The following is a 13101-nucleotide window of genomic DNA, read 5'->3' on the forward strand; positions in this document are numbered from 1 at the left end:
CCTAAGCTCAGGCCGCCGGCCTTACCCCCGCTTTCGCTAGCTGTATCTGCACCAGCGTATCGAGGTTCTGGTTGACCCGGCAATAAAACTCCTCGTCGATGAAGGGGCGCAGCATGAAATCATTGCCGCCCGCCTTCAGGAACCGCGCCGAAAGCAGCCGGTTGGTGGAGGAGGACACCCCGATGATGCGCAGCTCATGCGACCCGCGCACGGTGCGGATGCGCCGCGTCAGTTCGAAACCGTCAATATCGGGCATGTTATAATCGGTCACCACGAGGCCGATATCGGGATTGGCCTTCAGGATATCGAGCGCCTTCGCACCGCTATCCGCCAGGCTGACGCGGAAATTATAACGCTTGAGACGGCTCGAAAGCAGCGCCCGCGCCGTCGGGCTGTCATCGACGATCAGCACGTGATGGCGATGGTTGGTGAGAAAGCGGCAGACGGATTCCGTCAGCATATCCACGGCGAAAATATTGTCCTTCAGAATATAATCGACCACATCCTTGGCGATCAGCGTTTCGCGCGTCGCCTCATGAAAAGTGCTGGTGAAAACGATGGTCGGGATCGAAAGATCGATCAGATATTCCAGCGCCTCGCCCTTTTCCGCCCCCGGCAGGTTGATGTTGGAAATCGCCAGCGTCACCGGTTCGGGAGAATGTTCGTAACAGGCCTGCAACTCCTCGAAATTGCGGCACACTTCCACGGTAACGCCCAGCAGTTCCTTCAGGCGCATGCTCACCATCTGGGTGAACACATTGGTATCTTCCGCCAGCAAGATACGGCTGTTGGTAAAAGGCACGCCAGAATATTGCATGCCCGTAATGCCTAGAAAATTCATTCTGCCCCGATCCCCCATCGTATGTCAGGGAAAGATAGCAGGCTCATTTTTCAGAATGATTAATAACACTTTTGCCGGAAAGCCAGTTGAGCACATGCTTACTTAAACGGAAATACGACCCACGAGGGGCCGTATTCCGACTTTGGGAGGGGATATTTTGTCTCAGGCGCGCAGAAGCGCATTGTCCGTGTCGAACGGGCTTTCTTCCACCACTTCGGCATCATAGGAGGTGCCGAGAATGCGGATCTTGAGCTTGGTGCCCACCGCCGCATATTCCGGTTTGAGCATGGCGAGCGCGATGGATTTGCCGAGACGCCAGCCGAAGCCGCCGCTCGTCGCGCGGCCCGCGAGCGCGCCGCTTTCATCGAAGATCGCTTCCGAACCGCGCGCATCGACATCCGTATTGCCTGATACGGTGAGCGTCGAGAACACCCACTTCACGCCGGCCTCTTTATAGGCCACCAGCGCATCGCGGCCGATGAAGCTCTTCTCCGGGCGCAGGAAGCGGTCGAGACCCGATTCATAGGCGTTATATTCCACCGAAAGCTCGCGCCCCATGTTGCGATAGGATTTTTCGAGCGACATCGACACCATGGCGCGGATACCGAAGGGCTTGATGCCGAATTCGGCGCCCGCTTCCATCAGCCGGTCGAAGATGTAGTTCTGCATCTCGATCGGGTGGTGCAGTTCCCAGCCAAGTTCGCCCACGAAGTTGACGCGCAGCGCATGCGCCGTCGCCACGCCGACGGAAATCTGCCTGCCGGTGAGCCAGGGGAAATCCTTGTTCTCAAGGCTGGTGCGGGTCAGCTTCTTCAGGAGATCGCGCGACTTCGGACCGGCAAGAACCAGCACGCCGTATTTCTGCGTGATCGGCTGCAGCACCACGGAACCATCGGTGGGCGCAAGGCGGCGCAGCACGTCATGGTCATGCGCTTCGAGACCACCGGCCGAAACCATGTAGAAGCGGCCCGGCGCCCATTCATAAACCGTGAATTCCGCCTTCACGCCGCCATTCGGCGTCAGAAGATGGGTGAGCGCGATACGGCCGCGCTTCTTCGGCACCGCATTGGCGAGAATGCTGTCGAGCCATGCCCGCGCACCGGGGCCGGAGACCTCCATCTTGGCGAAGGCCGACATATCGAGCACGCCGACATTCTGGTGAACATTCTTCACCTCGTTGCCGACATGTTCGAAATAGTTAGAGCGGCGGAACGACCATTTCTCGACGATACGGCCGTCATCCAAGGCCGGCGCGTGATTGTGGCTGGTGATGACATCGGCACCGACGCCGAGATCTTCCTCGCGCAGCGCATAACCTTCCGGCGCATACCAGTTGGCACGCTCCCAGCCATAGACGGAGCCGAACACGCCGCCGAGCTTCTTCAGGCGGTCATAAACCGGCGTCGTCTTCAGCGGACGGGCGGCGGAGCGCTCTTCGTCCGGGTAATGCATGGTGAAGACATTGGCATAGGCTTCCTCGTTCTTGGCGATGAGGTAACCTTCCGTAGCGTAAGGGCCGAAGCGGCGCGGATCGACACCCATCAGGTCGAGCGTCGGCTCGCCATCGACGATCCACTCGGCCAGCTGCCAGCCGGCACCGCCGGCAGCTGTGATGCCGAAGGAATGGCCTTCGTTCAGCCAGAAATTCTTCAGGCCCGGTGCCGGGCCGACAATCGGGTTGCCGTCAGGCGTATAGGCGATAGCGCCGTTATAGACCTTCTTGATGCCCACTTCGCCGAAGGCCGGAACGCGCACCATGGCGGTTTCGATATGCGGCATCAGGCGGTCGAGTTCCTCCTGGAACAGCTCATATTCGCTGTCGTCGGAGGGACCGTCGACATAACAGACCGGCGCGCCGACTTCATAAGGACCGAGGATCAGGCCGCCCGCCTCCTCGCGCATGTACCAGGCGGAGTCGGATTCGCGCAGCACGCCCATTTCCGGCAGGCCCTGGCGACGGCGCTCCTGAATGGCCGGGTGCGGCTCGGTGACGATATATTGATGTTCGACCGGAATAACCGGAATGTTGATGCCGACCATCTCGCCGGTCTTGCGGGCAAAGGAGCCCGTGCAGGAGATGATATGTTCGGCGACGATCTCGCCCTTGTCGGTCGTCACCTTCCAGTGACCGTCTTCCAGCTGCTCGATGGCGGTGACGGTGGTGTTGCGATAGATGGTCGCCCCGCGGTCACGCGCGCCCTTGGCGAGCGCCTGAGTCAGATCGGCAGGCTGGATATAACCGTCGTCGGGATGCTGGATGGCGCCGAGCAGACCGTCCGTCTCGCAGAGCGGCCAGATTTCCTTCACCTGCTCCGGCGTCAACATGTTGACGCGCACGCCGATGGTCTCGGCGATGCCGGCATAATACATATATTCGTCCCAGCGATCCTTGGTGCGGGCGAGACGGATATTCGAGACCTTGGAGAAGCCGACATTCATGCCGGTCTCTTCCTGAAGCTCTTCATAGAACTTCACGGAATATTTGTGAATTTGGCCGACCGAATAGCTCATGTTGAACAGCGGCAGAAGCCCGGCCGCATGCCAGGTGGAACCCGAGGTCAGCTCCTTGCGCTCGATGAGCACGCTGTCGCTCCAGCCCTTCTTGGCAAGATGATAAAGCGTCGAAACGCCAACGACGCCGCCACCGATCACCACCGCCCGTGCATGTGTCTTCATTTACAGAACCCCTGAAAAGCGCCGGCCTTGTCTTATTCCGCCGACATTGGATGGGAGGAATATGAAGCGCTTGCGGGTTGTTCAGCCGCCTGATTGCGACATGGCCATAGGGTGCTGCGACAGGGAAGAAATTGCGGAGCACGCCGGATGAATGCAGCACAGCTTTGCCGCTCGTTTCTTCTCCCCGCCGGGGAGAAGCTGGCCCGAAGGGTAGGATGAGGGGGCAAGCTGTCTAAATACGTCTACCCTAGCCCCCTCGTCCCGCTGCCCGGAACTCAACGTCCACAAGCAACAGCGATCTACGCTTTCGCGCCGGGTTTCTCCTTCGGCTCAGTCGGCTTCTCGCTCTTCAAGGTCTCTTTCTCCGGCGATGCCGCACCCGTATGGGCCACCACCGCCTTGTCGCCCTCCTCCGAAAGCAGCGCCGCCAGCATCTGCGGGTTGGCGTCGCCTTCCACGTGGATGTTGAGGTTGCGCTGCGGGAACGGGATGTCGATCCCCTCCTCCCGGAAGCGCTGGAGGATTGCGATACGGAGCGCGTTTTTCACGCCAAGCCCGTTGGAGAGATCGGCAAGGTGGAAACGCAGTTCGAAATCCAGCGAAAAATCGCCGAAGCGGAGGAACTCCACATGCGGCTCGGGATTGCGCAGCACCGGCGGTTGGGCCCGCACCAGTTCCAGCAGAATATCCATCACCTTCTGCGGATCGGAATCGTAAGAGACAGAAACGGGAATTTCCGCGCGCATGATGCGGTTGCGGTGTGTCCAGTTGCCGACCGAGGAATTGATGAATTCCGAATTCGGCACGATGATCGACTGGCCGCGGAAGGTTTCGATTTCGGTGGCGCGCACGGAAAGCCGCTTGACGGTGCCTTCCGTCGTGCCTGTCACCACCCAGTCTCCCACCTTGAAGGGGCGTTCGACCAGCAGGATGAGGCCGGAGACGAAGTTGGAGACGATGTTCTGCAGGCCGAAACCGATACCGACCGAAAGGGCCGACGCCACCAGCGCCAGGCTGGAGAGGTTGAGACCGGCCGAAGACACGCCGAAGATGGCCGCCACCGCGATACCGAGATAACCGATACCGGTCTTGACCGAGTTGCGCACCCCGGCATCCACTTGGCCGCGCGCCATGACGTTATTGTCCAGCCACTTCTGGAACCAGCGGGTGATGATGTAACCGATGGCGAAAACGAGGACGCCGCCGAAGAGGCCGATCAGCGAAATGGAGGCATTGCCGACGGTGATGCCGGTCAACAGACGATAGGCCCAGCTTTCGATATCGCCCGGCTGGAAGCCCCAGGAAAACAGGATGAGCGGCACGCCGAAGGCAAGCGCGACGGCATAGATGCCAAGCCCCGCGGCAAGACCGGCCTGATCGAGCGCCACCACGCCGAGACCGAAACGCCGCGCGAGATAACGGCCGGCAAGCGATTCCGCAAAGGCGCCCTGTCGCGAAATCGCCTTGCCCGAAAGAATGCCGATATACATCGTCGCCAGCACCGCGCCGGTGGCGACGATCTGCGTGGCAAGGAAGCGCGCAAGCCCGACATAACCCGTCAGGCAGGCGCCGATGAGAATGAGGCCGCCCACCCGCAGCAGGATGACGAGCCAGCGCGGCAGGCGCTGGTTGCCGGTCTCGTAATCCTGCCCCTCGCCGATCACCGGCCGCAGGAACGATACGGTCAGCAGGATAAGGCCGATGATGATCGAGGCGAGGAAACTCTTGGCAACCGTGACGATCAGCGGCGAATAAAGCGTCTCGCTGATCGTGCCGAGCAGGTAGTCGAGCCCGTTGACGAGCGCCATTAAAAGCACCGCCGAAGACAGCGTGTGCGCGCCCTTGTTGGACACCTTCAGAAGACGCCATTCCGGCTGCGTCGGCGCAAAGATCGCATAGCTCAGCCGCGAGACGAAATAAACGAAACCGGTGATCGCCATCGCCCCGAACAGGATCGGCGCGATATCGGAACGCAGCACGTTGAAATTATCGAGGAAGAAGGCGGAGGTGACGAGAAACAGGAACAGCGACAGCGACTGCACCATGGTCGACCAGAAGGCCACCGAAAGCCGTCTCAGATAGGAAGGCTCGCCCGTAAAGGCCCGCCGGTCCATGCGGCTGCCGAAAAAGCGGTAACCGCCCACGAGAAACAGCAGGGCGGCCATGATCGACAGCGTCACCGCCCCGAACATCGGCAGGCGCTTGTAATTCCAGACGAAGCTCGCCCAACTGCTGAAAGCGTTGTTGAGGTTGGTCAATTCGGTCAGAAAGGCGGAGGAGGCATCGCCCAGCGTCTGCGCCGAAACTTCAGTGCGCTTGAACAGGGTGGCGGCAAAAAGCGCCCGGCGAACGGCGGTGATGTTATTGGAAATCTGCGCGGCATTGGTGGCCGTGCTCTCCACCTCGCCGGCAATCGCATTCACCTCGGCCCGTTCCGCCGTCAGCCGGTTTCGCTCCTCCGTCACCATGCTCGCTTCCGGCGGCTGGTCGTCCGCAGGCGCCGCACCCAGCGCATCCAGCCGGGTCTTGATCTGGTCGAGACGGGTGCGCAGCTTGGTGTTGGCGGCGGCGGCATCGGCGGCGATGGTGTCGGCGCGGCCCTTCAGGTCCACAAGCTGCACATCGTCGCTGCCACCCGCTTCCACCTGTTTGGCAATCGCCGCGACATCGGCCTTCCATTTCTCCAGCTCCGCCCTTGCCTGTTCGACGGTCGAGGCCTGGATAGCCACCGGGGCGGGCGATGTTGTTTCCCCCTGCGCCGCCGCCGGCATTGCCGACAAAAGACCGCCAGCCAGAAAAAGCACCATGGCCATTATCGCCGCCATGGCGCTCCTTTGCCGCCGATCCCGCACCAGGCCGTCGAACACCCTTCTGCCGTCCATCAATCCGCCGAACATCAACCGCACATCCATGCCTTTCGTCTCTTTGCGCCGCATCAGGCTTTTTAGCGCCTGCCGCGCGGAAAACCACCCGCATAAAGCGAGGTTTTCAGGAGTTTGCCTTGCTTTTCACCACGAGAATCATCACCTTTGACGATGCAGCAACATGGGAGGAAATCATGGAATCTGCTGGCATTGGCTGGATCGCAGCCATCATCATCGGTGGTGTCGCCGGGTGGCTCGCCGAACAATTCATGAAAAGCAATATGGGTGTTTTCATGAACATCCTTCTTGGAATCGTCGGCGCGATCGTCGCCAACGCCATCCTTTCGGTGTTTGGAATCGTTTTGACGGGTTGGCTCGGTTATCTCATTGCCGGCTTCATCGGCGCCTGCATCCTCATCCTTATCGGCCGGGCTTTCAGGCGCGGATGAACAAAAGGAAAAATCCGTAAAACCCCGGATTTCCAGACTTTTCCAGCGCGGCTGAAATTTTTTCGTCACAAAAATCGAAGAAATTTCATTTCCGCGCTGGACAAGCCCAAACTTCCCCTTTATACGCCCCCTCACACCGCCACACGGTGCCGGTCGGGTGATTAGCTCAGTTGGTAGAGCAGCTGACTCTTAATCAGCGGGTCGTAGGTTCGAGCCCTACATCACCCACCAAATTCTTCCTGAAATGACAAGACGTTGCGATGCTAACTTAAAGCATCGCATGATCGCTTGTGCCGATGCGGCCCTCTCACTTTCGCATTGCCATCCCTGCCGCCGGCGACGATATCCTCAAGCGACAGGAATCTCGCTGCGGCACCGCCCGTTTCCCCAAAGCTGTCTCAATCGTCCTTATGATCGGGACCATGAGATTGCTCATCAACATATTGCTTTTCATTCTCGGCGCGGTCGGGAGCGGGATATGTGCGTTTTTATTATCGGCAGCGCTCGCCGATTCCGGATTTCTCGGCTCCTGTTTTGAGGGAAATTGCGCTTATGCGGCGCTTTTCATGGTGCTGCCCGTCACATGGTTTGTGCTTTTTGCGCTTTATGTGATGGCGCTGCTGATCTGGCGGCGAAAGCCTTTCCGGAACGGAAGGCTCTGAAAACGAAGATGGCGACGTCATCGCCGCCGCGCACGCGTTGACAGCGATCAAGACTTGCCGCTAACGTCCGCCTGCTGGGGGATTCGCTGCCAGTGATATGCGGGCCTCATGAGCATACCCGATATCACCGGCCTCTGAATGTGCATGTTCCGATTTGCGTCTCGCGTATGTGGACATGACGGAAAACAGGGAGACCAAAGGATGCGGGCCGCAATCAATTCCCCGTCGCTTTCGATCGACACCATGGACTATCAGGCCGAGTGCCAGTTCGCGCTGGAACCTTCCATTCACGGGCTGATCGAAAAAGCGGAACATGCCGGCTGGAACCGCCAGCAGGCCGCCCTTGCCATCGTCGCGCTCGCCAGCGAGCATCTCACCGATCTTTTGTCCGCCGGCGGCGTTCCCACGCCGGATCAACGCCCCCTCTCCTGATACCCTCCCTGAGCCGGGCGGATCAGCGCCGGCGTCATCGAAACATCATCGCAAAAATCAACACAGCAGGTCCGGAGTGTCCCTGTCGACACTGCCGGAACAGGTTCGTGCTGTGAAGATCGACATGTGGGCAAAGTCGATCCCGCACGGCACCCCGACGCAGCCTGTCGCGCCCCGGTCCGTTCATCGCGCCGGGCGCCCAATCGCCTGCCGGCAACCCTGCCATAGTGTTGACACAAGCCATCAATAATGAGAACATAAAGTGAACATTATGGAGGTCAGCGATGAACACAGCAGACGCAGCCATAGAAAATGCCCTCTCCGTTGTCGCCCGCTCCCGCGATATGCGCGAACGCGCGCTCGAGCGGCGGCGCGAGCTGCAACGGCGAACGGAAGTGATCATCACCCGGCCGCTTTACGTGCTCAAAAAGAACGAAGGGCCAAAACAGCTGTCGCTGAAACTCGACAGCTAGAGCACGCCCGGTTTAAACGGAATCGGTGGACGTGCTCTACCTCTTTGTTTTTACGCATTTTCCGGACGTAAAACCGCTTCGCACTTTTACTGGAAATGCTCTAGTCGCTGATGCAAAGAACCGGCAAGAGCGGCGCTGTGAAAGCGAAGGTTGCCCCGCCTTCCTCCTGAAAGCAAAATCCCGTGCGGATCACCTCACGCACGGGATTTTTAGAATGAAGAGGTTATTGTTCCTGTTTATTGCATGCGTTGCATTGCGGCTTCTGGTTCACCGGTCGTCGCAACCGTCGCAGGAAGGCGGTCGGTCTTTTTCAGGATGACGACTGGCTTTTCCACCGGATCGGTCGGCGGAACGATGCTTGCGGTTTTGAATTCACGGTCTACGGCAGGAACGGAAGCGTTGATCTGTTGATGACCTGCGCATTCCGCAAGCGCTGCACTGGCGGAAAAACCAAAGACAGCGGCGATAATGAGAACTGATTTCATGTCATTCTCCCTTCGCTCTGGTGGCGATCTCCAGTCTAGGTGGAGACGGGCCGGATTGAAAATCACACTTTAGAGACATCTAAAGCTCATCATCATTTCGGCAGTCGTCGTCATCAATGTGCGGGGGGCAGGCAACAGGCAAATGCCGTCGCCCTTATTTCTTCCGCACATCCAGCGGATTTCGGCAAAGCGGTCTGCGAAATATCATCGCCACATAACTTCCCTTAAGAGAAATGAGGCTTGGCGTGTAAGTCGAAACCTTTGCCGTGTTGGCGGCCTTTATCGTTCTCCCCTCAGAGGAATTCTGTTGCATGGCACGCCTCCTTCCATAAGCAATAACGAAAATGCGCCGGTCTTGTTCCGCGCTCACGCGAAACAACGGTCAAGCGAGAAGACAAGGTGCTGCCGCCTGTTTCTTCTCCCCGCCGGGGAGAAGGTGGCCCGAAGGGTCGGATGAGGGGGCTAGCTCAGAGATATGCGGAGAACGTGCCCCCTCATCCCGCTGCCGCGGACTTCTCCCCGGCGGGGAGAAGAAACAAGCGGCGACCTTCCAGCCATATCTGAGGTCCCAAATGAGCAGTGCTTGAAAAATTCGCCCACAACCTCTATATGCCTCAGCGCGAGGACGACCTCGGCCACATCGGCGACAGCATGCGGGACGGCCCGGTCACATACCGGAGAATGAAATGCGTTCCCTGCAAGATCGTATCCGCCACGCTCTCAGCTTCGAAATCATCGGCCTGCTGCTCATCATTCCGCTCGGTGCGCTGCTGTTTGGCATGCCGATGGAAGATATCGGCATTGTCGGCATCGTCAGCGCCACGCTGGCGACGGTCTGGAACTATGTCTACAATCTCGGTTTCGACCACGTCATGCAGCGGCTGAAAGGCACGACGCTGAAGACGCCCGCCCTTCGGGTCGCCCATGCCGTGCTGTTCGAACTCGGTCTGCTGATCGTGCTGATGCCCTTCATCGCCTGGTATCTGAATATCAGCCTTGCCCACGCGCTGGTGATGGATATCTCGTTTGCGCTGTTTTACGTGGTCTATGCTTTTGTCTTCAACTGGAGCTACGACCGGGTTTTCCCCCTGCCGGAATGGAAGTCGCAGCAGGACGCCGCCTGACCGGCGCGGAAAGGAATAACGTCAGCGCAGCGACGCCTTGAAGAAGCTGACCACCTCGGCGTTGAAGCTGCGGTGAAACCCCGCCCGGTCGAAACCCGCCGCATCGCTGCAAATCTGGGGCACGGCCTTTTCCATCTCGGCGGGGCAAGGGGCGATAAAGGAAACGTGCCCCGCCCCTTTTACCATCCGATAATCCGGCTTCACCGGCAGATCGTCGCGCAGCCTCGCAACATCCTGCGGCGCGACACCATCGCCGCCGCGTTCCGAACTCCACAGCTGGATGGGGATCGTGATATTCTTCAGGTCGCCCGCGCCGGGAAAGGCATTCAACGGGTCGGCGGCAACCACGGCCCTTATCCGCGCATCCTGACCGCCATGCTGCGGCAATGTCGTCTTCTGCCGCATCTGCGTGCAAATCGGCGCCTGCGGGTCGGGACAGGGCAGCCCGGCATTGGCAAAATCAGGCGTGCCGCCGGCAAGCACCAGCGCGGTATAACCGCCGCGCGAAAATCCGAAGACGCCGATTCGCCCGGCATCGATGGAACCGGCTTCGCTAAAACCTTCAAGCAGATGATCGAGTAACCGGGCAATATCCGCCGGCCGGCCCGTCAGCGCGGAAAGCTCGCCCGCCTTCTTCATTTCAAGCGCATTGTCTCCGGGGTGATTGATCGCCGCGACAATGAAGCCGGCATCCGCCAGCGCCGCCGCCGTGTCCCGATGGCTGAAATAGGTGCCGCCAAAGCCATGGGAGATGACGATGAGCGGATACTTCCCCTCAGGAACAGGGCAATCGCGCACGGCGGGCAAAAGGAAGGGACCGATCCTGACCTCTTCCGGCGCGGCCGCGCAGGGCGACCACACCGCAGCCTTCATGGCGGCTTTGCCGTTTGCCGATGGAACGTCGATCAGCCGGAGACCGGCTGCCATGGCGGCGCCCGTTCCAGACAGGGCGGAAAACATAAGGCAAAGCAGCAGCAGAAATCGCATCGCCAACTCACGGATCGGGCTCACGGATCGGGACCATTATGCACAGGCCGATCGGTGACCGGCGCTACGCGAACATAAAGCGGTTTCCTGTGACGACAATAACACCGAACGCTTAAAGCGATTTCAGCGTCCAGGCCACGACGTCGCGCGTGGCGGCGGCAAAGGCCTGATCCAGCGCCTTCACGAAATTGGCGTTGCCGGAACCGCTGACGCGGGCGCTGGCGCGGAATACTTCCTGCGCCTTCACCGTGCCGTTGCGGTCGTTCAGCAGCTTCACCGAGATTTCGATATTGGCGATATTCTTCGCCGTATCGATTTCGAAGGCGCGAATATCGGTCACGACCTGATAGTCGATTGCCAGCCCCTGCCCCGGCCGGCCGACGCCGCCGAGCTTGCCGGTATCTTCGAAGGCTTCCACCAGCTTGGATTGCACCATGCGCGGCAGGCGGTCGCTCCATTGCGAGTTGCCGAGATATTGCACCTCCGAGCCGGAAAGGCGCACCACGATGTTTTCGCTGTCGAGCGCCTTCAGGGCGGTCGGATCGGCGATCAGCAATTGCCGGCTTTTCAGCGAAGGCCCCTGCGCCACCGCCGCCGAAGAGACGGAGAGATCGAAAGTATCGTTCTTCGGCGCACCCGCGCAGCCCGCCATCAAGGCGGCAAACAGCGGAGCCAGAATAAGGGCGCGGCGTTTGTGGCCGGTCATCGATCGTATCATTGGCCCATACCCCTCTTAGCGCCTTGTTCTGCCGTCATATTGTTTCACGGTTTCGCCGCCGAAAATCAACCGCTGCGGATCGCGGTCGATATTGGTGATGGCATTGTTGAGATTGTCGACCGTGACCCGCGTGCTGCCGATCAGCGCCTGGAAATCCTTCAGGCCCGAACTGGAGAAACGGGTCAGATTGTCGGCAATCGGCCCGATACGGGCATTGAGATTGTCCGCCACCGCCTTGAAGGAGGTCAGCGTTTCACGCGCCTTGGCAAACAGCGAATTGGCGTCATCGGTGCCGAGCATGCCGTCGACCTTGGCAAGAATGCCGTCGACGCGGCTGGAGGCAAGGTTCAGCTTGCGGCCCATTTCTGTGAAGTCGGAAACCGCCTGGTCGATATCGGCACGGCGGGCGCCGACGTCATCGGCAATCCGTTTGAAATTCGCCACAGCGTCACGCGCATCGGCGGTCGCCGCGGAAACATCGCCCACCACGGTGCTGACCTTGGCGGGATCGACGGAGGCGAGAAGCTCATCCGCGCGCTTCACCACGGTCTGCACTTCCGTGCTCGCCGCTTCGAAATTGCGCGCCGTGCTCTGCACCGTCTCCATGATGCCCTGAATGTCGCTGGAAGCGGAAGCGACATCCTTCGTCACCTTGTCGACATTCGACAGGATGGAATCGATCTTGCCGGCATCCACCGCCTTCACCAGATCCTCGATGGCCGTCAGCGTGCCATCGAGACGGACCGAAACCGACTGCACGGTGGTGGAAAGGGAGCTGAGGCTGGCAATGAAATTCTTGATGCCGTCGGAATTGGCCGCCAGCGCATCGGAGAATTTCTCGGCATTGCGCACCGTCTGCGTCAGCGGGCCGCGCGCATCCTGCACGAAACCCTGCAATTCACCGATGGCGCCATCGGCGCGTTTCAGGATTTTATCGGCCGTGGCGAGCAGGTTAGTGACGCTGGAAAGATCGGCCGTCAGTTCGGCCGGAACCCCGCTTTCGACAGCCTTCTGCAGAATGCGCTCGCCATCCTTGTTGCCACCGGAAAGCTCGATATAGGCAGCACCCGTCAGGCCCTGAATTTCAAGCACGGCGCGGGTGGACGGGAAAACCGGGGCATCGGCCTGCACTTCGGTAAAGGCGATGGAATAGGCCGGATCATCGCGGTCAATGGCAAGCCCGCGCACGGTGCCGACCGGAATACCGTTGAAGCGCACGGGAGAACCGACGGAAAGGCCGTTTGCGGAGCCGGGAATACGCACGACGAGCTGGGCCGTCGGGCCACCTCGGCCAAACTCGGCCATCCAGTAAACGAAGCCGAATGCGGCGGCGATCACGATCAGCGTGAAAATTCCGACTATGGTGTAGTTCGCCTTGGTTTCCATGCTT

At 59.7% G+C, this 13101-nt stretch carries 12 protein-coding genes and 1 tRNA gene; 6 read left to right on the plus strand and 7 right to left on the minus strand.

Translation table 11 applies throughout. The features are described from left to right. Positions 1 to 7: 7 nt before the first annotated feature. From FGF54_RS06830 to FGF54_RS06840, 3 genes are all read right to left on the minus strand, one after another. Positions 8 to 841, minus strand: a complete 834-nt coding sequence (locus FGF54_RS06830) for a response regulator (RefSeq protein ID WP_003524770.1) — start codon at positions 839 to 841, stop codon at positions 8 to 10. Positions 842 to 1003: 162 nt separating this feature from the next. Continuing rightward, positions 1004 to 3517, minus strand: a complete 2514-nt coding sequence (locus FGF54_RS06835) for an FAD-dependent oxidoreductase (protein WP_142779275.1) — start codon at positions 3515 to 3517, stop codon at positions 1004 to 1006. 299 nt (positions 3518 to 3816) lie between these two features. Beyond that, complete coding sequence (locus FGF54_RS06840; RefSeq protein WP_142779276.1) at positions 3817 to 6453, minus strand: mechanosensitive ion channel family protein; 2637 nt, start codon at positions 6451 to 6453, stop codon at positions 3817 to 3819. Between the two features lie 122 nt (positions 6454 to 6575). Between FGF54_RS06840 and FGF54_RS06845 the strand changes: the two genes are divergently transcribed. The 5 genes from FGF54_RS06845 (at position 6576) to FGF54_RS06865 (ending at position 8397) form a co-directional block, all read left to right on the plus strand. After that, positions 6576 to 6830: a GlsB/YeaQ/YmgE family stress response membrane protein gene (locus FGF54_RS06845; RefSeq protein ID WP_003524764.1), complete on the plus strand. Its 255-nt coding sequence runs from the start codon at positions 6576 to 6578 to the stop codon at positions 6828 to 6830. 155 nt (positions 6831 to 6985) lie between these two features. Then, a tRNA-Lys gene (locus FGF54_RS06850) sits at positions 6986 to 7061 on the plus strand. A 179-nt stretch (positions 7062 to 7240) separates the two neighbouring features. Next, entirely contained in the window at positions 7241 to 7492 is a 252-nt protein-coding gene (locus tag FGF54_RS06855) for a hypothetical protein (protein WP_020810465.1), read from the plus strand. Between the two features lie 201 nt (positions 7493 to 7693). Then, positions 7694 to 7924, plus strand: a complete 231-nt coding sequence (locus FGF54_RS06860; protein ID WP_059760125.1) for a hypothetical protein — start codon at positions 7694 to 7696, stop codon at positions 7922 to 7924. 284 nt (positions 7925 to 8208) lie between these two features. After that, the gene (locus FGF54_RS06865; protein WP_003524758.1) at positions 8209 to 8397 is read left to right on the plus strand and encodes a hypothetical protein; all 189 of its coding nucleotides are present in this window, start codon (positions 8209 to 8211) and stop codon (positions 8395 to 8397) included. 236 nt (positions 8398 to 8633) lie between these two features. On the opposite strand, the gene FGF54_RS06870 is transcribed toward FGF54_RS06865, so the two are convergent. After that, the gene (locus FGF54_RS06870) at positions 8634 to 8882 is read right to left on the minus strand and encodes a hypothetical protein (protein ID WP_003524756.1); all 249 of its coding nucleotides are present in this window, start codon (positions 8880 to 8882) and stop codon (positions 8634 to 8636) included. A 686-nt stretch (positions 8883 to 9568) separates the two neighbouring features. Between FGF54_RS06870 and FGF54_RS06880 the strand changes: the two genes are divergently transcribed. Further along, a complete protein-coding gene (locus tag FGF54_RS06880; protein ID WP_003520624.1) occupies positions 9569 to 10006 on the plus strand; it encodes a PACE efflux transporter in 438 nt (145 codons plus the stop codon). A 21-nt stretch (positions 10007 to 10027) separates the two neighbouring features. On the opposite strand, the gene FGF54_RS06885 is transcribed toward FGF54_RS06880, so the two are convergent. The 3 genes from FGF54_RS06885 to FGF54_RS06895 form a co-directional block, all read right to left on the minus strand. Then, positions 10028 to 10993, minus strand: coding sequence for a dienelactone hydrolase family protein (locus tag FGF54_RS06885; RefSeq protein WP_142779277.1), 966 nt, complete (start codon positions 10991 to 10993; stop codon positions 10028 to 10030). A 112-nt stretch (positions 10994 to 11105) separates the two neighbouring features. Continuing rightward, positions 11106 to 11711, minus strand: a complete 606-nt coding sequence (locus FGF54_RS06890; RefSeq protein ID WP_142779278.1) for an ABC-type transport auxiliary lipoprotein family protein — start codon at positions 11709 to 11711, stop codon at positions 11106 to 11108. A gap of 15 nt (positions 11712 to 11726) precedes the next feature. Next, entirely contained in the window at positions 11727 to 13097 is a 1371-nt protein-coding gene (locus tag FGF54_RS06895) for an MlaD family protein (protein ID WP_059760131.1), read from the minus strand. Between the last annotated feature and the right edge of the window lie 4 nt (positions 13098 to 13101).

This window comes from Agrobacterium sp. T29 (assembly GCF_006970545.1).
GTDB classification, from domain to species: Bacteria; Pseudomonadota; Alphaproteobacteria; order Rhizobiales; family Rhizobiaceae; genus Agrobacterium; species Agrobacterium leguminum.

Excerpts from the sequence above, each read along its gene's own strand:
- FGF54_RS06845 (WP_003524764.1), top strand. The coding sequence starts at position 6,576 with ATGGAATCTGCTGGCATTGGCTGGATCGCAGCCATCATCATCGGTGGT.
- FGF54_RS06855 (WP_020810465.1), top strand. The coding sequence starts at position 7,241 with ATGATCGGGACCATGAGATTGCTCATCAACATATTGCTTTTCATTCTC.
- FGF54_RS06870 (WP_003524756.1), bottom strand. The coding sequence starts at position 8,882 with ATGAAATCAGTTCTCATTATCGCCGCTGTCTTTGGTTTTTCCGCCAGT.
- FGF54_RS06895 (WP_059760131.1), bottom strand. The coding sequence starts at position 13,097 with ATGGAAACCAAGGCGAACTACACCATAGTCGGAATTTTCACGCTGATC.
- FGF54_RS06860 (WP_059760125.1), top strand. The coding sequence starts at position 7,694 with ATGCGGGCCGCAATCAATTCCCCGTCGCTTTCGATCGACACCATGGAC.
- FGF54_RS06885 (WP_142779277.1), bottom strand. The coding sequence starts at position 10,993 with ATGCGATTTCTGCTGCTGCTTTGCCTTATGTTTTCCGCCCTGTCTGGA.
- FGF54_RS06840 (WP_142779276.1), bottom strand. The coding sequence starts at position 6,453 with ATGCGGCGCAAAGAGACGAAAGGCATGGATGTGCGGTTGATGTTCGGC.
- FGF54_RS06880 (WP_003520624.1), top strand. The coding sequence starts at position 9,569 with ATGCGTTCCCTGCAAGATCGTATCCGCCACGCTCTCAGCTTCGAAATC.
- FGF54_RS06890 (WP_142779278.1), bottom strand. The coding sequence starts at position 11,711 with ATGATACGATCGATGACCGGCCACAAACGCCGCGCCCTTATTCTGGCT.
- FGF54_RS06830 (WP_003524770.1), bottom strand. The coding sequence starts at position 841 with ATGAATTTTCTAGGCATTACGGGCATGCAATATTCTGGCGTGCCTTTT.
- FGF54_RS06865 (WP_003524758.1), top strand. The coding sequence starts at position 8,209 with ATGAACACAGCAGACGCAGCCATAGAAAATGCCCTCTCCGTTGTCGCC.
- FGF54_RS06835 (WP_142779275.1), bottom strand. The coding sequence starts at position 3,517 with ATGAAGACACATGCACGGGCGGTGGTGATCGGTGGCGGCGTCGTTGGC.